The sequence below is a fragment of the Aestuariivirga sp. genome, from assembly GCF_037139295.1.
Lineage (GTDB): Bacteria > Pseudomonadota > Alphaproteobacteria > Rhizobiales > Aestuariivirgaceae > Aestuariivirga.
In genome coordinates, this window is sequence record NZ_JBAXGR010000020.1 from 1 (window position 1) to 21,936 (window position 21,936).

General features: G+C 63.4%; 20 protein-coding genes, 1 tRNA gene and 2 pseudogenes. 16 read left to right on the forward strand and 7 right to left on the reverse strand.

Annotated features, from left to right (window positions below; all coding sequences use genetic code 11):
- Positions 1–76: transfer RNA gene (locus WCJ41_RS07720), tRNA-Thr, on the reverse strand.
- 155 nt (positions 77–231) lie between these two features.
- On the opposite strand from WCJ41_RS07720, the gene WCJ41_RS07725 reads away from it, so the two are divergent.
- Positions 232–705, forward strand: coding sequence for a cache domain-containing protein (locus tag WCJ41_RS07725; protein ID WP_336905269.1), 474 nt, complete (start codon positions 232–234; stop codon positions 703–705).
- Positions 706–813: 108 nt separating this feature from the next.
- Here WCJ41_RS07725 and rlmB read toward each other — a convergent pair whose 3' ends face one another.
- The gene (rlmB, locus tag WCJ41_RS07730) at positions 814–1,518 is read right to left on the reverse strand and encodes a 23S rRNA (guanosine(2251)-2'-O)-methyltransferase RlmB (RefSeq protein ID WP_336905270.1); all 705 of its coding nucleotides are present in this window, start codon (positions 1,516–1,518) and stop codon (positions 814–816) included.
- A 129-nt stretch (positions 1,519–1,647) separates the two neighbouring features.
- On the opposite strand from rlmB, the gene WCJ41_RS07735 reads away from it, so the two are divergent.
- Together WCJ41_RS07735 and WCJ41_RS07740 are read left to right on the forward strand one after the other, a co-directional pair.
- A complete protein-coding gene (locus WCJ41_RS07735; protein WP_336905271.1) occupies positions 1,648–3,618 on the forward strand; it encodes an acetyl/propionyl/methylcrotonyl-CoA carboxylase subunit alpha in 1,971 nt (656 codons plus the stop codon).
- Positions 3,615–3,895 (forward strand): annotated as a pseudogene (locus WCJ41_RS07740) (acylphosphatase). The gene WCJ41_RS07735 and the pseudogene WCJ41_RS07740 overlap by 4 nt, the downstream one beginning before the upstream one ends.
- A gap of 126 nt (positions 3,896–4,021) precedes the next feature.
- Here the strand turns inward: WCJ41_RS07740 and gstA are convergent.
- Positions 4,022–4,627, reverse strand: coding sequence for a glutathione transferase GstA (gene gstA, locus WCJ41_RS07745; protein ID WP_336905272.1), 606 nt, complete (start codon positions 4,625–4,627; stop codon positions 4,022–4,024).
- Positions 4,628–4,769: 142 nt separating this feature from the next.
- Between gstA and WCJ41_RS07750 the strand changes: the two genes are divergently transcribed.
- Complete coding sequence (locus tag WCJ41_RS07750) at positions 4,770–5,234, forward strand: hypothetical protein (protein WP_336905273.1); 465 nt, start codon at positions 4,770–4,772, stop codon at positions 5,232–5,234.
- 9 nt (positions 5,235–5,243) lie between these two features.
- Here WCJ41_RS07750 and lipB read toward each other — a convergent pair whose 3' ends face one another.
- Positions 5,244–5,909, reverse strand: coding sequence for a lipoyl(octanoyl) transferase LipB (gene lipB, locus WCJ41_RS07755; protein WP_336905274.1), 666 nt, complete (start codon positions 5,907–5,909; stop codon positions 5,244–5,246).
- 75 nt (positions 5,910–5,984) lie between these two features.
- Between lipB and WCJ41_RS07760 the strand changes: the two genes are divergently transcribed.
- The 11 genes and pseudogenes from WCJ41_RS07760 to fabZ all read left to right on the forward strand — a co-directional run bounded on the left by WCJ41_RS07760 (position 5,985) and on the right by fabZ (position 17,212).
- Complete coding sequence (locus tag WCJ41_RS07760) at positions 5,985–6,641, forward strand: class I SAM-dependent methyltransferase (RefSeq protein WP_336905275.1); 657 nt, start codon at positions 5,985–5,987, stop codon at positions 6,639–6,641.
- Between the two features lie 183 nt (positions 6,642–6,824).
- Positions 6,825–7,574: pseudogene (gene rpsB, locus WCJ41_RS07765) on the forward strand (30S ribosomal protein S2); the annotation flags it as partial.
- Positions 7,575–7,672: 98 nt separating this feature from the next.
- Positions 7,673–8,593 carry a translation elongation factor Ts gene (gene tsf / locus WCJ41_RS07770; RefSeq protein WP_336905276.1) on the forward strand — a complete coding sequence of 307 codons (921 nt, stop codon included), beginning with the start codon at positions 7,673–7,675 and terminating at the stop codon, positions 8,591–8,593.
- Between the two features lie 306 nt (positions 8,594–8,899).
- Complete coding sequence (locus WCJ41_RS07775) at positions 8,900–9,946, forward strand: linear amide C-N hydrolase (protein WP_336905277.1); 1,047 nt, start codon at positions 8,900–8,902, stop codon at positions 9,944–9,946.
- A gap of 86 nt (positions 9,947–10,032) precedes the next feature.
- A complete protein-coding gene (gene pyrH, locus WCJ41_RS07780; protein ID WP_336905278.1) occupies positions 10,033–10,752 on the forward strand; it encodes a UMP kinase in 720 nt (239 codons plus the stop codon).
- Between the two features lie 4 nt (positions 10,753–10,756).
- Complete coding sequence (frr, locus tag WCJ41_RS07785) at positions 10,757–11,323, forward strand: ribosome recycling factor (protein ID WP_336905279.1); 567 nt, start codon at positions 10,757–10,759, stop codon at positions 11,321–11,323.
- A gap of 15 nt (positions 11,324–11,338) precedes the next feature.
- On the forward strand, positions 11,339–12,073 hold the full coding sequence (locus WCJ41_RS07790) for an isoprenyl transferase (protein ID WP_336905280.1): 735 nt from the start codon (positions 11,339–11,341) through the stop codon (positions 12,071–12,073).
- Positions 12,073–12,918, forward strand: a complete 846-nt coding sequence (locus tag WCJ41_RS07795; protein ID WP_336905281.1) for a phosphatidate cytidylyltransferase — start codon at positions 12,073–12,075, stop codon at positions 12,916–12,918. Before WCJ41_RS07790 ends, WCJ41_RS07795 begins: the two co-directional genes overlap by 1 nt.
- 109 nt (positions 12,919–13,027) lie before the next feature.
- Entirely contained in the window at positions 13,028–14,176 is a 1,149-nt protein-coding gene (rseP, locus tag WCJ41_RS07800) for an RIP metalloprotease RseP (RefSeq protein WP_336905282.1), read from the forward strand.
- Between the two features lie 103 nt (positions 14,177–14,279).
- On the forward strand, positions 14,280–16,655 hold the full coding sequence (gene bamA, locus WCJ41_RS07805; protein ID WP_336905283.1) for an outer membrane protein assembly factor BamA: 2,376 nt from the start codon (positions 14,280–14,282) through the stop codon (positions 16,653–16,655).
- 80 nt (positions 16,656–16,735) lie between these two features.
- Positions 16,736–17,212 (forward strand): 3-hydroxyacyl-ACP dehydratase FabZ, encoded by a 477-nt coding sequence (gene fabZ / locus WCJ41_RS07810; protein WP_336905284.1) that lies wholly within the window; start codon positions 16,736–16,738, stop codon positions 17,210–17,212.
- Between the two features lie 77 nt (positions 17,213–17,289).
- Here fabZ and WCJ41_RS07815 read toward each other — a convergent pair whose 3' ends face one another.
- A complete protein-coding gene (locus WCJ41_RS07815; protein ID WP_336905285.1) occupies positions 17,290–17,565 on the reverse strand; it encodes a DUF4242 domain-containing protein in 276 nt (91 codons plus the stop codon).
- A 151-nt stretch (positions 17,566–17,716) separates the two neighbouring features.
- Here WCJ41_RS07815 and WCJ41_RS07820 point away from each other — a divergent pair, with 151 nt between their 5' ends.
- Positions 17,717–19,429, forward strand: a complete 1,713-nt coding sequence (locus WCJ41_RS07820) for a BTAD domain-containing putative transcriptional regulator (RefSeq protein ID WP_336905286.1) — start codon at positions 17,717–17,719, stop codon at positions 19,427–19,429.
- A 141-nt stretch (positions 19,430–19,570) separates the two neighbouring features.
- Here the strand turns inward: WCJ41_RS07820 and WCJ41_RS07825 are convergent, their stop codons facing one another.
- Together WCJ41_RS07825 and WCJ41_RS07830 are read right to left on the reverse strand one after the other, a co-directional pair.
- Entirely contained in the window at positions 19,571–20,290 is a 720-nt protein-coding gene (locus WCJ41_RS07825) for a hypothetical protein (protein WP_336905287.1), read from the reverse strand.
- A 249-nt stretch (positions 20,291–20,539) separates the two neighbouring features.
- On the reverse strand, positions 20,540–21,841 hold the full coding sequence (locus tag WCJ41_RS07830) for a lipase family protein (RefSeq protein ID WP_336905288.1): 1,302 nt from the start codon (positions 21,839–21,841) through the stop codon (positions 20,540–20,542).
- Positions 21,842–21,936: the final 95 nt, after the last annotated feature.

Below are 21,936 nucleotides of genomic sequence, written 5' to 3' on the forward strand. Positions count from 1 at the left end.
TGGTGCCGGCTAAGGGACTCGAACCCCTGACCCCCTGATTACAAATCAGGTGCTCTACCAACTGAGCTAAGCCGGCAACGGTGTTGTGGTTAGAACGCTTCGGGGCCTCATGGCAACAGGGAACATGGCGGCAGGGAATACGGCCGTGCTGCGCGGGATTTACGGAGTGCGGCGCGGGCGCGGGCAGTGGTAAGCAACTGGCATGTTGCTGCAATTCTGGGGGAGATCAGGATGATGAAGTTGAACCGCAGGCAGGTGCTGGCGATTGGTGCCGCCTCCGCCTTGGGCCTGGGCTGGTGCGGTGGTCCGGCCATGGCCGATACCGCGGAGCAGGCCAAGGCGATGGTGGACAAGGCGATCGCGCTTTACGACGAGAAGGGCGAGGCCGCCTTCGCCACCTTCGATGCGGGCAAGGCCTCCGGCTTCCTGGACGGCGAGATCTACATTGTCGTGCAGTCGCGCGGTCCCGAGGGGAAGGTGCTGGCCCATGCCGCGAACCCAAAGCTTGATGGCGTGCTGCTCGACACGATCGCCGATCCCACGGGCAAGAAGTTCGGCGTCATCATGAGCGCCGAGGCGACGGAAGCCGGCGGCTGGTTCGACTATGAATGGCCCGACCCGAGCACCGGCAAGCTGGGCCAAAAGAAGTCCTGGGCCGTGTTGCACAAGGACCTCGTCTTCATCGCAGGCTACTACGTCCGCTAGCTGGTGGCGCGGCGGCCAGCAGCCCGCCGCCGCAGTGATGCCGAAGGTGGCGAAGACGCCGCAGCCGACGATGGCGCCTTACTTGTTCGCGATGGGCAACTCCGGGTCTCAACGCGTCAGGGCGTAGAGCGTGACCGCGCAGGCGTTGGAGACGTTGAGGCTGCGGATCGGGCCGTTCATGTCCAGCCTGACGAGGTGGTCGCAGCTGTCACGCGTCAGCTGGCGCAGACCCTTGCCCTCGGCACCGAGCACGATTGCGACGGGCGGCGCGCGGTCCACGGCCGAGATGTCTTCCGGGGCGTCGCTGTCGAGGCCGAGGATGCGGAAGCCATAATCCTTCAGCTCCGCCATGGCGCGTGAAAGGTTCGTCACCTTCACGAAGTGCACATGCTCGAAGGCGCCCGAGGCAGATTTGAAGAGCACGGCGGAAGCCTCCGGGCTGTGGCGCGAAGTGGCCACAAGTGCCGTCACGTTGAAAGCGGCACAGGTGCGCAGGATGGCGCCCACATTATGGGGGTCGGTCACCTGGTCGAGCAGTACCACGATCCCTGACTTTTCGATCTGGTCGAGGCGCGGCTGGTCGAGCGGCTTTGCCTCCATCAGCAGGCCCTGGTGCACGGCTTCGGCCCCCAGCTTCTTGTCAAGGTCGCGGGGGTGGACGATCTCGGGCACGATGCCGCGCTCGGCGATTTCGGCCGCCAGCCGGTCGGCGGCGTTCTTGGACGCCTTCAGGGAATAGATCTTGCGCCGCTTGTTCTTCAGTGCCTCGGCGACGGGATGGACGCCGTAAATGATGTCATTTGGATCGCTCATTCTGCCGCCTATAGCGCAGGAACCGGGAAAAGGCAGGGAAAGTTTGGGGGCAGGGCTCGCCTTTGGTGTGATTGCCGGGGTGGCCGGTCCGGTCTAGAACCTTGTCCTGAAAAGCCATTTCGGGGTGCCATGTTCAAGAAGATACTCATCGCCAATCGTGGCGAAATCGCCTGCCGCGTCATCAAGACCGCCCGCCGCATGGGCATCAAGACCGTGGCCGTCTATTCCGACGCTGACGCGCGCGCCCTCCATGTGGAAATGGCCGACGAGACGGTCCACATCGGCCCTCCCGCCGCCGCCCAGTCCTACCTGCTGATCGAAAAGATCGTGGAGGCCTGCCAGAAGACGGGCGCCGAGGCCGTCCACCCGGGCTACGGCTTCCTGTCTGAACGCTCCGCCTTCCCCAAGGCGCTGGCCGCTGCCGGCATCACCTTCATCGGCCCCAACCCGGGCGCCATCGACGCGATGGGCGACAAGATCGAGTCCAAGAAGGCCGCCGCCGCAGCCCATGTATCCACCGTGCCCGGCTACATGGGCATCATCGAGGATGCCGACGAAGCGGTGAAGATCGCCGGCGAGATCGGCTACCCCGTCATGATCAAGGCTTCCGCCGGGGGCGGCGGCAAGGGCATGCGCATCGCCTATTCGGAGTCGGAAGTGAAGGAAGGCTTCACCCGCGCCAAGTCCGAGGCCAAGTCATCCTTCGGCGACGACCGCGTGTTCATCGAAAAATTCATCGTCAACCCACGCCACATCGAAATCCAGGTGCTGGGCGACAAGCATGGCAACGTGATCTATCTGGGCGAGCGCGAATGCTCGATCCAGCGGCGGAACCAGAAGGTCATTGAGGAGGCGCCGTCGCCACTCCTTGACGAGAAGACTCGGAAAGCCATGGGCGAGCAGGCCGTGGCACTGGCCAAGGCCGTGAACTATGACTCGGCTGGTACGGTTGAATTCGTGGCAGGCCAGGACCGGTCGTTCTTCTTCCTCGAGATGAACACCCGCCTGCAGGTGGAGCACCCCGTCACCGAACTCATCACCGGCATCGACCTCGTGGAGCAGATGATCCGCGTGGCCGCTGGCGAAGAGCTGAAGATCAAGCAGGCGGACGTCAAGCTGAAGGGCTGGGCCGTCGAGAGCCGCATCTATGCGGAGGACCCGTATCGCAACTTCCTGCCGTCCACGGGCCGCCTCGTGAAATATCGTCCGCCGGCGGAGCACATGGCTGACGGCATCACCGTGCGCAACGACACGGGCGTCTTCGAAGGTGGCGAGATCTCGATCTACTATGATCCGATGATCGCCAAGCTCTGCACCCACGCGCCGACGCGCAGTGCCGCGATCTCGAAGATGGCGGAAGCGCTTGATGCCTTCCACATCGATGGCATCCAGCATAACATTCCCTTCCTCTCGGCCATCATGGAAAATCCGCGCTGGCAGTCGGGTGCACTCTCCACCGGCTTCATCGCCGAGGAATTCCCCGGCGGCTTCACCGGCCATGAGATCACGCCTGACATCAAGTCGACACTGGCCAAGGTTGCCACCGTTCTCGATCACGTCGAGAATCGCAGGAAGCGCCTGATCAACGGGCAAATGCTGAACCACGGCGTCAACCTCGCCACCGCGCGCATCGTGAAGCTGGGTAAGGAATTCATCCCGGTCACCATCTCTGCGGATACTGACAAGCTCGCCGACAGATGCGGCTGGGTGCCCGGCCAACCGGTGTTCTCGGCTGACCTGGGCGACGGCAACGTCACCGTGCAGGTGAAGCGCATCCTCAACGGCTACAAGCTGTCCTATCGCGGCGTTGTGCTCGAAGCCCACGTCTATACCGAGCGCGAGGCGGAGCTTGCAAAGCTCATGCCGGAGAAGGTTGCCGCCGATACTTCGAAGAAGCTTCTCTGCCCGATGCCGGGCCTCGTCATCGCCATTCAGGCGGTGGTGGGCCAGGAGGTGAAGGCGGGTGAGCCTCTGGCCATCGTCGAGGCGATGAAGATGGAAAACATCCTGCGCGCCGAGCGCGACGTCACCATCAAGGCCGTCAACGCCAAGAAGGGCGACAGCCTGCAGGTCGACGCGGTGATCATGGAGTTTGCATGAGCGTCACGGCCCTTCACGTGATCGTTGAGGGCCGGGTGCAGGGCGTGGGCTTCCGTGCCTATCTCGAGCGTGAGGCAAGGAGCGTGGCCTCAGGGGCTGGGTCAGGAACCGCAGCGACGGCTCTGTCGAGGCGGTATTCTGCGGCGAGGAAGAAGACGCCCAGAGCATGATCGTCGCCTGCCACCGCGGCCCCCGCATGTCATTGGTGCGCAATGTGAAGAGTGAACCCTACCCGCCAGGTGACTGGCGCGGCTTTGATGTGTGGCCGACGGTATAGGACAGCCTTCACCGTTTCATCATGCCCGGGTTCGACCCGGGTATCTCATTCGCGGCCACAAAGAGCATCGCCGGGACCTAGCTTGGCGATGATGTGTGTCGTGGAGTGGTGAAGGAGAGAGGCTTCTTACGCCAGCCCTTCCTTCTTCAGTGCCGCCTGCACCGCCGGGCGCTGGCCCACGCGGTCCATGTAGGCCACGATATGCGCATAGGGTGACAGGTCGATGCCCACATGCTTGGTCCAGCCCAGCACCACGAAGGCATAGGCGTCGGCCACGGAATATGTGTCGCCCAGCAGGTAGGGCTTCTTTGCCAGCTGCGCGTCGAGCCAGGTGAAGCGGCGGGTCAGTCGGTCCTTGATGGCGGCCTTGCCGTCTTCCGGCATGGCCGGGTTGAACAACCCGCCAATGCCCTTGTGCAGTTCCGAGGCAACGAAGTTCAGCTGTTCCATGGCGCGGTAGCGGTCCATCGAGCCGAAGGCCGGCAGAAGGTCGGTGTTCTTGGCCTTATCGACCAGGTATTGGAGGATGGTGGACACTTCGGTCAGCACCTCATTGGCGCCGATCTCGAGGGTGGGCACGTAACCCTTGCTGTTGATTGCATTGAAGTCGGCTCCGGTCTCGGTCTTCTTGGCGCCGAGGTCGACCTTCACGATGTCATAGGGCTGGCCGAGCTCGTTCAGCACGATGTGCGGGGCGAGCGAGCAGGCGCCGGGGGCGTAATAAAGCTTCATGTGTCAGTCCTCCTGGGGGTGATGCCGGGGTCGAAGATCTTATGTAACAGACAAAGTTACATATTCAGGCATGGAGTTGGACTTGCAGTTGGACACGGGCCGGGTTTGGGACGTATGAGGCGTCCGACCCATGGAGTATCCGATGCGCCGTTTCGCCCTTGCCGCCCTTGCCGCCCTGTCGCTCACCGTTCCGGCGCGCGCTGATTTCATCAAGAACGCAGCTGAATGGCAGCGCCTCGGGCCGGATGGCCAGGCGGCCTATGCCATGGGCATCTATGATGTCATGACGGTGGTGACCGCCGACAACAAATACACCGCCGCCCGAGCCCTGGGCCTGCGCGCCTGCGGCGTGAGCCTGCAGCTCAAGGGCGCCATGGTGGCCCAGGCCATCAACATCTTCTACCGCGATCATCCGGAACAGCGTGTGGCCACGCCCTTCGTCGCCTTCAATGGCTATTTCGAGCGTGGCGCCTGCAGCCCCTTCATCAACGAGGCCCGCAAGGAAATGGGCCTGCCGCCGATGAAGTCGGCACCCGTGCCGGAGCTGGGCCAGCAGCCCGATGTCCAGCAGCCGGGTCAGAACGAGCAACAGCAGAACATGCAGTAGCCGTCAGGCTCACCCGAAGATCGGCGCGAAGGTCTTCCTCAGTGCCACGTCGAGGTCGGCCATGGTGACAGGCAACCCGAGGTCGACAAGGCTCGTCACCCCATGCTCGCGGATGCCGCAGGGCACGATGCCTTCGAAATGCGAGAGGTCAGGTTCGACGTTGATCGAGATGCCGTGGAACGTCACCCAGTGGCGCACCCGGATGCCGATGGCGGCGATCTTGTCTTCGTTGTCGCCGCGCCGCACCCACACGCCCACCCGGTCCTCGCGCCGCTCACCCTTGACGTTGAACTGCTCCAGCGTGTCGATCACCCACTGCTCGAGAGCCGCCACGAAGGCGCGCACGTCGCCGCCGCGGCGCCTGAGGTCCAGCATCACATAGGCCACGCGCTGGCCGGGGCCGTGGTAGGTATATTGTCCGCCGCGCCCTGTCTTGAACACGGGGAAGCGCTCGCGCTCGACGAGGTCCTCTTCATGCGCGGACGTGCCGGCGGTATAGAGCGGCGGGTGCTCGAGCAGCCAGACCCTTTCTGGCTCCGTGCCCTTTGCGATTGCGTCCACATGCGCATCCATGCGCGCCATGGCCTCCGGATAGGGCAAGAGACCGTCGGACACTTCCCATGTCACGGGGGCGGCCGAAGTCAGCGAAAGGTGGATGTTGTCGCGCAGCGCCATTCCTGCGCTTTACACAGTTTGGGAATTGGCGTGCAACAGCGTAGTTTGCATCTGGACCCTGCAGGAGGACGCTCAATGGGAAAGACCATCGGCCTTACCGGAGCGCTCGAGGCCTATTATGCGGCGCACGCCTGCCGCGAGGCGCCACTGCTTGCCGAACTCCGCGCCGAGACGGCAAAACTCGGCAGCAACGCTGCCATGCAGATCGGGCCGGAGCAGGGCGCCTTCATGGGCCTTCTCGTCAAGCTGATGGGTGCCCGGAGGGTGATCGAGTTCGGCACCTTCACCGGCTATTCCTCCCTCGCCATGGCGCTGGCGGGGGCCACCCGCATCACCTGCGCGGACGTTTCGAAGGACTTCACCGACATAGCCCGGCGTTACTGGGCGAAGGCCGGCGTGGCCGATCGCATCGATCTCCGCCTCGATGGCGGCAGGGCGGTGATCGCGCGCTGCCTCGCGGCGGGCGAGGCGGGGACGTTCGATCTCGCCTTCATCGATGCGGACAAGTCCGGCTATGACGCCTATTACGAGGGTTCGATACAACTTCTGCGGGCCGGGGGCCTCGTGCTGGTCGACAACACCCTGTGGGACGGCGACGTGGCCAACCCGGCGAAGCAGGATGACGATACCCGGGCCATCAGGGCCCTGAACGACAAGTTGGTAAAGGACCCCCGGGTCGAGATCTGCCTTGTGCCGATCTGCGACGGGCTCACCATGGCCCGGAAGCTCTGAGCCGGGGGCCTTGCTTTCCCCCGCCAGCGCGGCTATAGCCCGCCCCGTTAACGACCAACTCACACGCGGAGACAGGCTCCGGCACGCGAGGTTCGCCTCCACATAGTGCCAGATCCATCCGGTGCCGGGATGTCCCGGTCACTTTCCCCGCGGCGGATCAACCGGAAAAGGACACATAGGCTCATGGCCACTCCTGAATTTACCATGCGTCAGCTCCTGGAAGCTGGCGTTCACTTCGGCCACCAGACCCACCGCTGGAACCCGAAGATGCGCAACTACATCTATGGCAGCCGCAACGGCATCCATATCATCGACCTGTCGCAGACCGTTCCGCTGCTCCACACGGCCCTCGTCGCCGTGGCCGACACGGTCGCCAAGGGCGGCCGCGTGCTGTTCGTCGGCACCAAGCGCTCAGCCTCGGAGCTGGTCGCGGATGCGGCCAAGCGCTCGGCCCAGTATTACGTGAACTCCCGCTGGCTCGGCGGCACGCTCACCAACTGGAAGACGATCTCGCACTCGATCAAGACTCTGCGCACCACCGATGACGTTCTCGGCAAAGAGCAGTCGGGCCTCACCAAGCGCGAAATGCTTGAGCTCACCCGCACCAAGGAAAAGCTCGACAAGTCGCTCGGCGGCATCAAGGACATGGGCGGCGTTCCCGACCTGCTGTTCGTGATCGACACCAACAAGGAACAGATCGCCATCAAGGAAGCCAACCGTCTCGGCATCCCGGTGATCGCCGTTATCGATACCAACTCGGACCCGGCCGGCGTCACCTACCCGATCCCGGGCAATGACGACGCGGGCCGCGCGGTCGCCCTCTACTGCGACCTCATCAGCCGCGCCTGCATCGAAGGCATCTCGCTCGCCCAGTCGGGCTCGGGTGTCGACGTTGGCGCCGCCGAGGAGCCCATGGCCGAGGAACTGCCCGCCGCCGAATAAGCGGGCCCTCGACCGTCACGAAATCGACACGGGGCCTGCCGCATGAACGCGGCGGGCCCCACGCTCTTTCAAATCACATGAGGTAGATCATGGCCGATATCACGGCTGGAATGGTGAAGGACCTGCGCGAGAAGACCGGCGTGGGCATGATGGATTGCAAGGCGGCACTCGCCGCCACCAATGGCGACATGGAGGCCGCCATCGACTGGCTGCGCGCCAAGGGTCTCGCCAAGGCCGCCAAGAAATCGACGCGCGTCGCCGCCGAAGGCCTCGTGGCCGTCGCCGTCGAGGGCACCACGGGTGCCGTCGTCGAAGTGAACTCGGAAACCGACTTCGTGGCCCGCAACGAGAAATTCCAGGCCATGGTCGCCGAGATCTCGAAGCTCGCCCTCAAGGCCAATGGCGATAGCGAGAAACTGAAGACCATGCACATCCCCGGTTCGTCCCACGCGGTGGCCGCGTATGTGGCCGAGATGGTCGCCGCCATCGGCGAGAACATGACGGTGCGCCGCACCGCCGCGCTCTCGGTCAAGGATGGTGTCGTGGGCTCCTACGTCCACAACCAGATCGCTCCCGGCATGGGCAAGATCGGCGTCATCGTGGCGCTCGAGTCGACCGGCAACAAGGCCTCGCTCAACGAATTCGGCCGCATGCTCGCCATGCACGTTGCAGCCACCAACCCGGTGGCGCTGGCGCTCGACCAGGTTCCGGCTGATGTGCTGGCACGTGAGTCCGCGATCCTCGAAGAGAAGAACGCCGGCAAGCCCGCCAACGTGCTGGAGAAGATCGTGGCCTCGGGCCTCAAGACCTTCGCCAAGGAAAACTGCCTGCTCGAGCAAGCCTATGTGCATGACGGTGCGAAGACCGTGACGCAGGCCATCGCCGAAGCCGGCAAGGCCGCTGGCGCTGACGTGAAGCTCACCGGCTTCGTGCGCATGCAACTTGGTGAAGGCATCGAGAAGAAGGAAGACGACTTCGCCGCCGAAGTCGCCAAGATGTCGGGCAACTGAGCCCGGCCACATCCAACGCATTGCGAAAGGCCCCGGAAACGGGGCCTTTTTTTGCATTGACGGTCTGACGTCTTCTCCCGCTTCTTCAGCGGGAGAAGAAGGGACCCGTTGCGGCCCGCAACGGGGAGATGAGGGGAAGCGCGGGCACATATGCGTCGGAGCGCGCTTTCCCTCACCTTCCCCAACTGCGTTGGGTCCCCTTCCTCTCCCGCGCCGCGGGAGAGGACGATTGTCCGTATTGACCGTCGTCAAGGGATTGACGCACACTGCGCGTCAGCTTCTCCCACAACCCAAACGGAGCCCGCCATGCGCAAGACCCTCACCGCCATCCTCGCTCTCGCCACGGCCGCCATCATCGTCCCAGCGGCAGATGCCTGCACCCGCATCGTTTACCAGGGCGCTGGAAGCAGCCACTTCGTCGGCCGCACCATGGACTGGGCGACGGAAACCGGCACGGACCTGTGGGCCTTTCCGGCCGGCCTGAAGCGCGATGGCGGCGTGGGCGAGGCCTCCATCGGCTGGACCTCGAAATACGGCTCGGTCATCTCCGGCTTCTACAACATCGCGACGGTTGATGGCGTCAACGATGCCGGGCTTGCCGGCAACGTGCTCTACCTCGCCGAGAGCGACTATGGTGACTACAAGACAGCCGGCAAGCCGCTGCTCTCGGTCGGCGCCTGGCTGCAATATGTGCTCGACAATTATTCAACCGTCGCCGAAGCCGTCGATGCGCTTTCGCAGGAACCCTTCGCCCTGGTGGCACCGGTGCTGCCCGATGGCCATGCCGCGACGGGCCATCTGGCGCTCGCCGACAAGACGGGTGACTCGGCGATCTTCGAATACATCGGCGGCAAGCTCACCATCCATCACGGCAAGCAATACAACGTGATGACCAATTCGCCGCCCTTCGACCAGCAGCTGGCGATCTCCACCTACTGGGACAGCGTCGGCGGGGCCAACTTCCTGCCGGGAACCAGCCGCGCCGCAGACCGCTTCGCGCGCATGAGCTGGATGCTCAATGCCGTTCCTCCGGGCCAGGCGGAGGATGCCGCGGTCGCGGAAGTCATGTCGCTGATCCGCGCCATCTCCGTGCCGCTGGGCATCCAGGACCCGAAGGCCCCCAACATCGCGTCCACTCGCTGGCGTACTGCGGCAGATCTCGATGCCGGGCGCTATTTCTTCGAAAGCGTCCACACCCCTGCGGTGTTCTGGGTCGATCTCGGCAAGCTCGACCTGAAGCCCGGCGCGCCATCGCTGAAGCTGGACCTGCAGGCAAAGCCGATCCTCGCGGGTGAAGTCTCCAAGGAGTTCAAGCCCGCAGAGCCCTTCAAGTTCCTGGCTCCGGCGTCCTGATCAGGCTGGGGAGGAGGGCTGCTGCCTTGTGACGAATCGGTCCCGGTCTTCTAGACTGGGGTTCCACAAAAGCGGGCCGCAGCAGCATGTCCTCCCCCAAATACAAGCGCATCCTCCTCAAGCTCTCGGGCGAGGTCCTGATGGGCAACCAGCCCTATGGCATCGACCTTGATACGGTGAGCCGCCTCGCCGACGAGGTGCTGGGGGTTGCCGCCACCGGCGTGCAACTGGCGCTTGTGATCGGCGGGGGCAACATCTTCCGCGGCCTTGCCGGCGCGGCCAAGGGCATGGACCGGGTCTCGGCCGACCACATGGGCATCATGGCCACCGTCATGAATGCGCTGGCCATGCAGGGGGTTCTCACCCACAAGGGCATGGATGCCCGGGTGCTTTCGGCCATCGCCATGCCCACCGTCTGCGAGACCTATTCCCGCGCCAAGGGCATCCACCACCTCGAGGCGGGCCGCATCATCATCTGCGCCGCGGGCACCGGCCTGCCCTTTTTCACGACCGATACGGGGGCAGCCCTCCGGGCGGCGGAGCTCAGCTGCGACGCGCTGTTCAAGGGCACATCCGTCGACGGCGTCTATTCGGCCGATCCCAAGACCGATCCCAACGCCCGCCGCTACGACAGGATCACCTTCGGTGAGATGCTGTCGAAGGATCTCCGCATCATGGACCCGGCCGCCATTGCCCTTGCGCGGGACAATGGGATTCCGGTAGTTGTCTTCTCCATCAGAAAGCCCGGAGCCATCCTTGAAGTGGTCAATGGCGGCGGGCTGTTTACCACCGTGACGAAGGATTGATTTTATGGCCCAGCCCCAGAATTTCGACGCGCAGGACATCAAGCGCCGCATGACGGGCGCGATTGACGCGCTGAAGCATGATTTCGGCGGCCTGCGCACCGGCCGCGCCTCCTCGAGCCTGCTCGACCCGATCCAGGTCGATGCCTATGGCGCCAACATGCCGCTGGCCCAGGTTGCTTCCGTGTCGGTTCCCGAGCCCCGCCTGCTGCAGATCAGCGTGTGGGACCGTGGCCTCGTCATTGCGGTTGAAAAGGCCATCCGCGCCTCCAACCTCGGCCTCAACCCGCAGACCGAGGGCCAGGTCATCCGCCTGCGCATGCCGGACCTGACGCAGGACCGCCGCAAGGAACTCGTCAAGGTCGCCCACCAATATGCCGAGAAGGCCCGCATCGCCGTGCGCAACGTGCGCCGCGACGGCATGGACCTGCTGAAGCAGCTCGAGAAGGCTCACCTCATGAGCGAGGACGAGCAGAAGAAGAAGGCCGACGACGTTCAGAAGATGACCGATGACACCATCAAGGACATCGAGCAGGTTCTGAAGCACAAAGAACAAGAGATCATGCAGGTTTGAGGACCTGTTGCCTTCATGTCAGTGAGCGCAGCACCCGATTGCCCACCCAGCCACGTTGCCATCATCATGGATGGCAACGGTCGCTGGGCCACGCAGCGCGGGCTGCCGCGCTCGGCTGGCCACCGCCAGGGTGTCGAGGCGTTGCGCCGCACGGTGCGCGCCGCCGCCGACATGGGCATTTCGGTCCTCACGCTCTATTCATTCAGCACCGAGAACTGGGCCAGGCCGCAGGCCGAGGTGCGTTTTCTGCTCGAACTGCTGCGGCGCTTTATCCGCACCGATGTGGCCGATCTCCACAAGTCCAACGTGCGCATCATGATCATCGGTGACCGCGACGGGCTGGAGCCCTCCTTGCGCAAGATGTTCGAGGAAGCGGAAGCACTGACGCGTGAGAACACCGCACTCAGGCTGGTCATCGCCTTCAACTACGGCAGCCGCCAGGAAATCACCCGCGCCGTGCAGGTGCTGGCCCGGAAGGTGGCCGAAGGCAGGATCGCACCGGAGGACATCACCCCCGCCGTCATCGGCAACCATCTGGATACGGCGGGCCTGCCGGAGCCAGATCTGCTGATCCGCACTGGCGGCGAGCAACGCATCTCCAACTATCTCCTCTGGCAATGCGCCTATACCGAGTTCGTGTTCCTGCCCGAGTTCTGGCCGGAGTTCGATGCCGCAGCACTCGCCCGCGCCATCGACATCTTCCGCGCGCGTGACCGGCGGTTCGGCGGCCTCAAGGCGCAGACCGCCTGATGAGCGGAGAGCCAGCTTCCAGCGCAAAATGGGGTGATCTGGGCATCAGGGCGGCATCTGCTGCCGTGCTCATCCCCGCTGTTCTTGCCGATGTCTGGATGGGTGGTATCTGGTTTCACCTCTTCGTGGCGCTGATCGGCATCCTGATGGCGCAGGAATGGGTGAACATCGTCCACAAGGACAATCCCCTGCAGTTCGCGCTGCATGCCGCAGGCGCCATGTGTGGCGCGCTTCTGCCACTCGATATCGGGCTCGCCGGCGGCCTTGTGACCATCGGTGTGCTGACGGTCCTGTCTGCCGCAGCGGCGCTGCGTGAGGCGCCCGGTGGCCCGGCCTGGCGCTTTCTGGGCGTACCCTATGTTTCGCTGCCGCCCATCGCACTCATCGTGCTGCGCGACGATCCGGCCTACGGCATTGCTTCCATCGTGCTGGTGATGCTGATGGTCTGGGCGGCTGATACGCTGGCCTATTTCGCTGGTCGCATCATCGGCGGGCCGAAACTGGCGCCCCGCATCTCGCCGAAGAAGACCTGGGCCGGCATGGGCGGTGCCATGGCGGGCAGTGCCATCGCCGCCCTTGGCGTCGGGATGGCGCTCGGCGTGCCGTCGCTGTGGATGCTGCTTCTTGTCGCGGCCCTGCTGGCGGTGGTGGAGCAGGGGGGTGACCTGTTCAAGTCGGCCATGAAGCGCCACTACGGCGTCAAGGACTCCGGCCGCCTGATTCCGGGTCATGGCGGCATCATCGACCGGGTGGATGGCCTGGTCGCGGTGGCCACCGCCGCCGCCCTGATCGGCGCGTTCCGCGCCGGGATCGAGCATGCCGGGGCCGGAATCCTCATCTGGTGACCAGCTTTGGCCGAAATCTGGCCTCAATTTTCACGTCGTTTAGACGGCAGGGACGTGAAGGCGTGACCGTTGATAAAAACGGCCCCTTGGCGGGCCGGGGAAGTGTGGAATGAACCTAACTGACGCCTTGCACCTGCCGCTGAGCACGGGTGTGTTCTATGCGCTGCCTTTTTTGGTGGCGTTGACCGTCATCGTGTTCATTCACGAGCTCGGCCATTTCCTCGTGGCGCGCTGGTGCGGCGTTGATATCGAGGCCTTTTCCATCGGCTTCGGACGCGAAATCTTCGGCTGGAATGACAAGCACGGCACGCGCTGGAAGGTGGCGTGGCTGCCGCTGGGCGGCTATGTCCGCTTCCGCGGCGATGCCAACGCCGCCAGCATGCCCGATGCCGAGGCCTTGGCCCGGGCCAAGAATGACCAGGGCAATTTCCACGGCAAGCCGCTGTGGCAGCGCGCTGCGGTGGTTGCCGCTGGCCCCATTGCCAATTTCATCCTGGCCATCGCCATCTTTGCCGGCGCCTTCATGATCGTCGGCCGCCCCATGATCGAGCCCCGCGTCGACGAGGTCGTGGCCGGCAGTGCCGCCGAGGTCGCCGGCATTCGCAAGGGTGACCTGGTCGTCTCAGTCGACGGAGCCGAGATCAGTGATTTCGCCGGCCTCCAGCAAGCGGTGATGACCCGCGCCGGCGAACCGCTGGCGCTCGTCATTGACCGGAACGGCGAGAAGATCAACCTTACCGTTACTCCGGAGCTCCGCGAGGAGCCGGACAATTTCGGCGGCAAGATCAGGCTGGGCCTCCTCGGCGTGAAGCGCGACCCGATGGGTCCCGTCCGTTATGAGCGCATGGGCCCGGTGCAGGCGCTGGAAGCCGGCGTCGACCGCACATGGTTCATCGTCTCCTCGACCTTCCGCTATTTGGGCAAGATGGTCACCGGCCGCGAGAGCGCCGACCAGCTGGGCGGCCCGATCGCCATGGCCAAGGCCGCCGGCGATGCCGCCTCCATGGGTTTCTCGCAATTCGTTGCGGTGATTGCCTTTTTGTCAGTGAGTATCGGTCTCCTTAACCTTTTTCCAATCCCTATGCTCGATGGTGGACACTTGGTTTACTACGCCATCGAGGCGGTGCGTGGCAGGCCGCTCGGCGAAGGCGCCCAGGAGTGGGGATTCCGAATCGGGTTTTCGCTGGTGGTCATGCTGATGTTGGTCGGCACCTGGAACGACCTCGTTCGGGTGGCAACAGTGTTGTTTGGTGGGTGAGTTCGTGGGGAAGTTTCAATTGCAATGTGACGCAGGGCAGGTAAAACCCTTCCCGGCGACACAGATTCTGACGGGGCGGCTAGCGAGTAGAAATGGCCAATTGATGCGTTATAAGTTTGTTTTTGTTGCTTTTTTGGCCCTTGTTCTGAGTGTTCTCGCGCCGGTTGCCGCGCCGTGTCTCGCCGTCACATCCGCCTACGCCGCCACCGTGTCCTCGATCATCGTCGAGGGTAACCAGCGTATCGAGAACGAGTCCATCGTCACCTACGTCCAGGTGTCGCCCGGCCAGAACGCCACGCCCGAAAAGATCGACGCCTCGGTGAAGGCGCTGTTCCAGACCGGCCTCTTCTCTGACGTCCAGATCATCCAGCGTGGCAGCACGCTCGTGGTGAAGGTCGAAGAGAACCCGATGATCAATCAGGTGAACTTCGAAGGCAACACCAACGTCAAGGATACTGACCTCGCCAAGGAGACCGAGCTGAGGGAGCGCATGATGTTCACGCGCGCCAAGGTCCTGAGCGACGTCAACCGCATCATCGCCGTCTATCGCCGCGCCGGCTATTACTCGGTGCAGGTGTCGCCCAAGATCATCCGCCTGCCGGAGAACCGCATCGATCTCGTCTTCGAGATCAACGAAGGCGGCGAGACCAAGGTCAAGCAGATCAATTTCGTCGGCAACAACGCCTTCAGCGCCGGGCAGCTCAAGAGCGTCATCGGCACCCAGCAATACTCGTGGTGGCGGTTCTTCAACCGCAATGACAACTACGATGCCGACCGGCTCGAATACGACAAGGAGCTGCTGCGCCGCTATTACCTGCGCAACGGCTTCGCCGACATTCAGGTCATCTCCGCCGATGCCGTGATGAACGAGAAGGGCGACGGCTTCATCGTCACCTATACGCTCGACGAAGGCCCGCGCTACAAGATCGCCGACGTGGCGGTCAATGTCGGCGCCGCGCAACTCGACTCCGCGGACCTCATTCCCCAGGTCAGGACGGGTGTCGGCGACTACTACGACGCCACCAAGGTCGACAAGTCTGTCGAGCGGCTGACGCTCGAGGCCGCCCGCCAGGGCTTCGTCTTCGCGCGCGTCAACCCCGATGTGGTGCGCGATGCAGACAACAAGACGCTCAACATCACCTACAACATCGTCGAGGGTCCGCGCACCTACATCGAGCGCATCGACATCGTCGGCAACTTCCGCACCGAGGATGAGGTCATCCGCCGCGAACTCAATCTCTATGAGGGCGACGCCTTCAACCGCGTGGTGATCGAACGTGCCCGCCGCAGGCTGACCGCGCTCGACTTCTTCGAGAAGATTGACTTCCTCGAACAGGAGGGGTCTGCCCCCGATCGCGTCGTCCTTGTCGTGCAGGTGCAGGAAAAGTCGACAGGCTCGATCAATTTCTCGATCGGTTACTCCACCTCGGAAGTGATCGTTGGCTCGGTCTCGCTGCAGGAGCGCAACTTCCTCGGCAAGGGCTACAACGTGGCTGTTGACACCTCGGCGAGCTGGTATCGCCAGAACGTCAACTTCAGCTTCACCAACCCCTATTTCATGGGCATGCCTATCTCTGCCGGATTTGACGTGTTCGGCACGCTCACCAACAACCAGGAACAGTCGAACTACAGCAGCGAGGCCGCCGGCTTCGCCCTGCGCGCGGGCTTCCGCCTCGACGAGTACAGCGGCCTTATGTTCAAGTATGGCCTCACCTGGATGAATGTGAACAACATCGACAAGAACAGTGCTTCACCCGCCGTCATCGAGACCGAGGGTTCGACGCTCAAGTCCTTCGTCAACGCCTCCTATACCTGGGACAACCTCGACAACCCGATCCGTCCGACCAATGGTTTCCGCGGCCAGCTTGAGGGTCAGATTGCAGGTCTGGGTGGCGACGTGCACTACGCCAGGGTCGAAGCCCACGCCTGGTACTTCATGCCGGTCTATGAGGACGCCGTGGTGCTCAAGCTCGAAGGCAACGCCGGGCAGGAATTCTCGCTGGATGGCAGCGACGTTCCGTTGCAGGACCGCTTCTTCAGGGGTGCTGACTCCTTCCGTGGCTTTGCTACCGCAGGCGTCGGCCCGCGCCAGCGCGGCAACGACGGCGACACCGATGCCGTCGGCGGCAAGACCTATGCCATCGGCACGGTGGAGTTGACCTTCCCGATCGGTCTGCCGGAGCAGTGGGGCATCACCGGTGAAGTGTTCAGCGATTTCGGTACGGTGTTCGACTCGGGCGTCGACACGGTGCTGGCCGGCACGGGTAACTGTTCCTATGGACAGAACACCCCGCCGCTCGGTGAAAACGCGCAGAATTGCACCAGCTACGACACGGCTGCCTTCCGCATGTCGGTTGGCGCAGGCGTGGTCTGGTCTTCGCCCTTCGGCCCGCTCCGCTTCGAGGCAGCCTATCCGCTGCTGAAGGCCAGCTACGACAAGACCGAATGGTTCCGCTTCTCGGTCGGCACCGCCTTCTAGACGGACGCCGGACACAGGCTTAAGAAACAGGCGGACGGCCCTCGTGGCCGTCCGCCATTATTTTGGGAGGCATTTGAACAATGACCGAAGCCACGGCAGCGCCGGAACTGAAGACCGCAGACATCGCGCGGATCATGAAGCTGCTTCCGCATCGTTATCCGTTCCTGCTCATCGACCGCATGTATGACATCAACGGCGAGGAGAGCGGCGTTGCCCTCAAGAACGTCACCATCAACGAGCCGTTCTTCCAGGGCCACTTCCCCGGCCGCCCGGTGATGCCGGGCGTGCTGTTGGTCGAAGCCATGGCCCAGACCGCCGGTGCCCTTGTGCTCAATAGCCTCGGCGACGAGCACGCCGGCAAGCTGGTGTTCTTCATGTCGATCGACAAGGCCCGCTTCCGCAAGCCCGTGGTGCCGGGCGACACCGTGCACTTCCATGTAAAGCTGTCGAACAAGCGCCCGCCGGTTTGGAAGTATTGGGCCGAGGCCATGGTCGACGGCAAGAAGGTGGCCGAGGCCGAAATCGGCGCCATGCTGATGAACGAACGCGGCGTCTGATCCGTTCATCGAAGCTCCGAATGCAGAACGGCCCATGGCGTGATTCATGGGCCGTTCGCTTGGCGATTGCTCGTTCCTCAGCCCTGTCCGGTTGCGGGACTGATGACGGAGGCCACCTCCGTGATGCTGCTGAACGGAAAGCCGCCCAACTCGCCGTGGCGGCGCACGGTGTCGGGGCTGGTGGTCTCATGAACGCAGTAGATCTTGTCACCGGCCACATAGCTGGTGATCCAGCGATAGGGCACGCCGAGACCGGCGACGACTTCGTTGGATTTGGCGGAGATTTCGCGCAATTCGGCGGATGACAGCATGCTGGCGCCCGGCAGGTCGCGTTCAATCAGATAAATTGCCATTTTCAGTTCTCCTTTGTTAAGTGACCATCGCACCATGCAGCATGGCCGTTGGTGCGCGCGTGGGAGCGGTGTACGACGATGCTCACGTGCGTTACACGTTTCGTCCAACGGTCGAATGCCAGCCTTCTTCTCGGGAACATGGATCGGGGCGGTGGAGAAATCACGGCGGATAAGGCTTCTGGGCACGCCTGCGATCCTTGATGGAACGGGGCAGGTCTGCGAGTTGCGCGGGCACCAGGCCTGGGCGGTGCTGGCCCGGGTCCTGCTTGCGGGAAGGCCGCTTGACCGGCGCCATCTCGCTGGCGAACTCTTCGCCGAAACGGCAGACCCGCTCGGCACTCTGCGCTGGTGCCTTGCGGCCTTGCGAAGGGCGTTGGACGCGCCAACCGTGCTGAGGGGGGACCCGATCCTCGCCGATCTTCCCGGCCATTTTTGTATTGACGTTCGGGACCTCGAGAATGGCCGTTGCGACTGGAGCGATTGCGGTGAGCTGTTGGAGGGGGTCGACATCCGCGCCGGCCTCTCCTTTTCCACGTGGTTGCTGGTGGAGCGGCAGCGCCTTGCAGTGCTTCATGAGGAGCAGTTGCGGCGTGATTGCCTGAGTGCGCTGGCCAGGGGTGATATTGTGCTCGCCGCGGGTCTTGCGGAGCGCGGTGTTCGCCGCAGCGAGTACGATGAGGCAATGCATGTCCTTCTGGTGAAGAGCCTCGTGGCCGCGGGTCGCTTCGATGCAGCACTCGCCCATGTCGAGGCAACGGAGCGCAGTTTCCAGTCGGAGCTTGGCGTGTTGCCATCGCCCGCGCTGCGCAGCGCCGCCCGCCGCTCGGTGGTGGCGCCTGCTGCGGGCGTTTCTCCACGGGCGCATACCCGCTCGTTGCTGGAAGCCGGAAAAGCGGCACTCGGTGCAGGCGCAGCCGATGCCGGAATCGAAACGTTGCGACGTGCGGCGAGCGAAGCGTCGGAGCTGAACGAGGCAAGCCTCGAGGCTGAGGTTCTGCTGGAACTCGGCACGGCCCTCGTCCACGCCGTGCGTGGCTATGACGAGGAGGGCGCCATCCTGCTGCGCCAGTCTGCCCAGCTTGCCACTGACACAAACCTGCCTGAGATTGCCGCGGGCGCGCTGCGCGAGCTTGGCTATGTCGAGGCCATGGCCGGCCGCCGTCCATCTTCCGCCGCCTATCTGACGGAGGCCATCGCGCTGGCAGAGAGCCCCGAGAGGAGAGCCGGCATCCAGAGTGTCGTTGGCTTCAACCTCGTCGACTGGGGCAGGCTGGAGGAGGGTATCTCTGCATTTCGGAGTGCCATCGACCTTGCACGGTCGGCTGGAAATCGCCGGCGTTGGTGCCTAGGCATCGGCGCGCGCGGGCTCCTTGCAGCACAGTCTCCCGATGAGGCGCTCGCGTGGCTTGAAGAGTGTCGGCGCGTGGTGGACGAGCTGCGCTGGGTGTCGTTCCGTCCCTGGTGCATCGCGTTGCGGGCCGAGGCGCTGCTGGCGCTCGGAAGCGATCCGGCGTCGCTGCGGCCTGATCTTGATGAAGCCTTCGCCATGAGTTGCGAGTTGAAGGATCCCTGCTGGGAGGGCGCGACCGGTCGCGCCATTGCAAGCACCTACGAGGCGGAGGGCAATTTGCACGATGCAATGCGCTGGCTTGGCGAGGCTCTGGGCCGCATGCGGTGCGACGTGGACCGGTTCACGGCCCAGCAGGTTGATATCCTCGAGGATCAGTCCCGCGTCCGGCGAAAGATGGGGCACCATGCCGAGGCTTCGCACACCGCGCAGGAATGGATCGCCCTCGCCGCAAGAGCCCACATGGACGCCTCCATCAGGCGCGCGACCAGCTTCATAACGAGCGCCGAGAGGTGATCTGCCGGGACACCAGCTGCGCCTTTGTCAACGCGCCCCAGTGTGATCGCATGCCAGAGAGGGATGACTGGCTGTCGCTCGCAGGTCTGCGTCAATGGCAATGCGCACAGGTGCTGCACTGGGCGACCCGGGCACGGTGGTTCAAAGATATTTGAACCCTCGCCAGAGCGTGGTCGTCTGCGGAAAACGCCGTTCCGCGAAGCGATAGATTTGACGATAGTGGCGAGCGATCTTCTCGTAGACAGCGTCACTCAGCGGGGAGGCTATTTCGCTCACATTGAGCTTCTTCTGCGTATGGGAGGGTCGGAACGGAACACGACAGAATTCCGAAAGCTTGCCGAGGGGTTCCGGGTCAAACATGTCTTCGTAAATGCCGAAGTGAATGTGGCCTGGCTGGAAGACGGCCTCGGCTTCCTGAACCGTCACATCATAACGTGTGCGCAGTTCCGACATGCCCGAGAGCGCACGGGCGATGACTTCGTCCTCATCCACCCGCGTATGCCCGAGCTTGTTCCGACTATCCATGCGAGCGGCACTCCAGCACCTCTCGACTGGATCACGCATCAGAAATACCGCCTTGGTGAGGATGCTGCGCTGGGCGAAGCCCCGCTGGATTTGGTCTAGCACGCGGCGATCCAGTGCGGAATAAAGGGGGGTGATGTCGCAGGTAATGCTCTTCGCCTGCTTGTTCAGCATGTAGGCAAAATAGGTGAAGTAGTTCTCGGGTGACTGCTGCATGAAATACCGAACCCGGTTCTCGAAATCGAGTTCGCTGTCTTCCTGGCGCACAATCAGGCCATCCACACCCTGAACATGAAGGGCATCCCAGATGTGGTATTCCTTGATGATCTGCGTCGCCACCAGTCCTGATGCCGCGAGATAGTCATAGAGCCAGCTTGTGCCGGCCTTCTGCGCGCCAAGACCGAGGATGAATGTCTTCTGGCTTGTGGGAGGGGGAGGCATTGTCAAATTCCTCTCATGCGCCGGCGCATCTCAGAACATCAGGCAGCGGCTTGGTCTCCGATCCCTGCTCTTGGATGAGCACGGAGATCGGTTGCAGATGTGCTGCAGGCATCGTCCTGTCGGGGCACCGGGTGGAGGGCAAATCTCTCACGGTTTGGGGCAGCCGTTCTCCGCAGGCTTCCCCGCGAAGCGATCCGCGATCCATGGCACGTAAAGAGGCTGCGATACCGGCGGTGTGGTGAAATGGTTCTGGTCGCCCGGCAGCTGTACGCGCGCAACGTTGCCGCCGATGGCGCATTTCTGCGCCTGGTAGAGTTGGCCCATGACCGGTGGGTTGGTCACGTCCTTGTTGCCAAAGTAAATCACCACGGGCGCGATGGGTGGTTCCTTGCTGACACTCGCGTCGCCCAACCGCTTCACCCAGGCCTGGGCGTTGCTGGCCTGCGGTTTCGCCATGGTCTTGTATGTGTCGCCGAAGTTGAAGCTCAGCGTGTCGGCGCCGGCATGCATGCATTTCTTGCTGAAGATTTCGGTGAGGGTCTTGGCGCCATCCTCGGTGAAGAGGTCGGTGAGCTGGAGTTCAGGGTAGGCCGCCGGCATCGCCCACATGGCCATGACGTAATGCGCGAAGTTGAAGACGTTGTCAGAGAAGGTCTGCGCCAGTCCGGCAATCATTGTTTCGGCGGCGGCCTCGTCGCTGTCCGCTCCGGCGGGTATCAGCACCTCGATGTCCTGGGGGGCAAGCGCCACGAAGCCCACGAAATCGACGCCATCAAAGGCCGTGCCCTTGGCTGCGATGTAGTCCTTCAGGCTCGCAGCGGCGATCACCGCGCCGCCGCCCTGCGACCAGCCGTTGGCGACCACCTTCCTGTTGCTGCCCGACAGGCCCATGCTGCCCACGGCGCGTGCCGCGTTAATGAGGTCGCGGGCATTGGTGGCGGCGTTGGCGTACTGGTGGATGCCGCCGGCGCCGAGTCCCTGGTAGTCGGTGCCGATCAGAACATAGCCGTCCTGGATGAACTGGGTTGCCGCGGGAATGCCGAAGTCCGTCCACGAGGTGCCGCCGATCAGGTTGTACTCGTTCAGGTCCTGCGCCGGGTCGAAGACCTGCGAGGGGCCGCAGTTCTGAGCGATCCCGGTGGTGCCATGCGCCCAGGTGACGATGGGCCGCCCGCTAGCTGGCATGGCAGCCGTCGGAGCGATCACCAGCGCGGAGGACAGAGTCTTCCGCTCCATTGCGTCGGATGAGACATAGGCGATGCGCCAGGCTTGTGCCCCCGGGATCTGCGTGGCCACCGCTTCCTTCGCCACCACCGTGCCCAGCGGCTGCTCGGCTGAGATGGCTGCAAGCCCCTGATAGAAGGGCGGCAAAGCCACATCTGCCGCCTGTGCGGCGCATGTGCTCGCAAGCAGTGAAATTGCAGCGATCAGAACGCGCGAGGTTTTCATGGCGAACTCCTTGAAACAGGTTTCAATCTCGCGATCAGTATACAACTGGCTGCTTTGCCGGGCCAGACCGTGAAAAATCAGGTCTTGTGGGCGTC

Excerpts from the sequence above, each read along its gene's own strand:
- WCJ41_RS07725 (WP_336905269.1), top strand. The coding sequence starts at position 232 with ATGATGAAGTTGAACCGCAGGCAGGTGCTGGCGATTGGTGCCGCCTCC.
- rlmB (WP_336905270.1), bottom strand. The coding sequence starts at position 1,518 with ATGAGCGATCCAAATGACATCATTTACGGCGTCCATCCCGTCGCCGAG.
- WCJ41_RS07735 (WP_336905271.1), top strand. The coding sequence starts at position 1,648 with ATGTTCAAGAAGATACTCATCGCCAATCGTGGCGAAATCGCCTGCCGC.
- gstA (WP_336905272.1), bottom strand. The coding sequence starts at position 4,627 with ATGAAGCTTTATTACGCCCCCGGCGCCTGCTCGCTCGCCCCGCACATC.
- WCJ41_RS07750 (WP_336905273.1), top strand. The coding sequence starts at position 4,770 with ATGCGCCGTTTCGCCCTTGCCGCCCTTGCCGCCCTGTCGCTCACCGTT.
- lipB (WP_336905274.1), bottom strand. The coding sequence starts at position 5,909 with ATGGCGCTGCGCGACAACATCCACCTTTCGCTGACTTCGGCCGCCCCC.
- WCJ41_RS07760 (WP_336905275.1), top strand. The coding sequence starts at position 5,985 with ATGGGAAAGACCATCGGCCTTACCGGAGCGCTCGAGGCCTATTATGCG.
- tsf (WP_336905276.1), top strand. The coding sequence starts at position 7,673 with ATGGCCGATATCACGGCTGGAATGGTGAAGGACCTGCGCGAGAAGACC.
- WCJ41_RS07775 (WP_336905277.1), top strand. The coding sequence starts at position 8,900 with ATGCGCAAGACCCTCACCGCCATCCTCGCTCTCGCCACGGCCGCCATC.
- pyrH (WP_336905278.1), top strand. The coding sequence starts at position 10,033 with ATGTCCTCCCCCAAATACAAGCGCATCCTCCTCAAGCTCTCGGGCGAG.
- frr (WP_336905279.1), top strand. The coding sequence starts at position 10,757 with ATGGCCCAGCCCCAGAATTTCGACGCGCAGGACATCAAGCGCCGCATG.
- WCJ41_RS07790 (WP_336905280.1), top strand. The coding sequence starts at position 11,339 with ATGTCAGTGAGCGCAGCACCCGATTGCCCACCCAGCCACGTTGCCATC.
- WCJ41_RS07795 (WP_336905281.1), top strand. The coding sequence starts at position 12,073 with ATGAGCGGAGAGCCAGCTTCCAGCGCAAAATGGGGTGATCTGGGCATC.
- rseP (WP_336905282.1), top strand. The coding sequence starts at position 13,028 with ATGAACCTAACTGACGCCTTGCACCTGCCGCTGAGCACGGGTGTGTTC.
- bamA (WP_336905283.1), top strand. The coding sequence starts at position 14,280 with ATGCGTTATAAGTTTGTTTTTGTTGCTTTTTTGGCCCTTGTTCTGAGT.
- fabZ (WP_336905284.1), top strand. The coding sequence starts at position 16,736 with ATGACCGAAGCCACGGCAGCGCCGGAACTGAAGACCGCAGACATCGCG.
- WCJ41_RS07815 (WP_336905285.1), bottom strand. The coding sequence starts at position 17,565 with ATGGCAATTTATCTGATTGAACGCGACCTGCCGGGCGCCAGCATGCTG.
- WCJ41_RS07830 (WP_336905288.1), bottom strand. The coding sequence starts at position 21,841 with ATGAAAACCTCGCGCGTTCTGATCGCTGCAATTTCACTGCTTGCGAGC.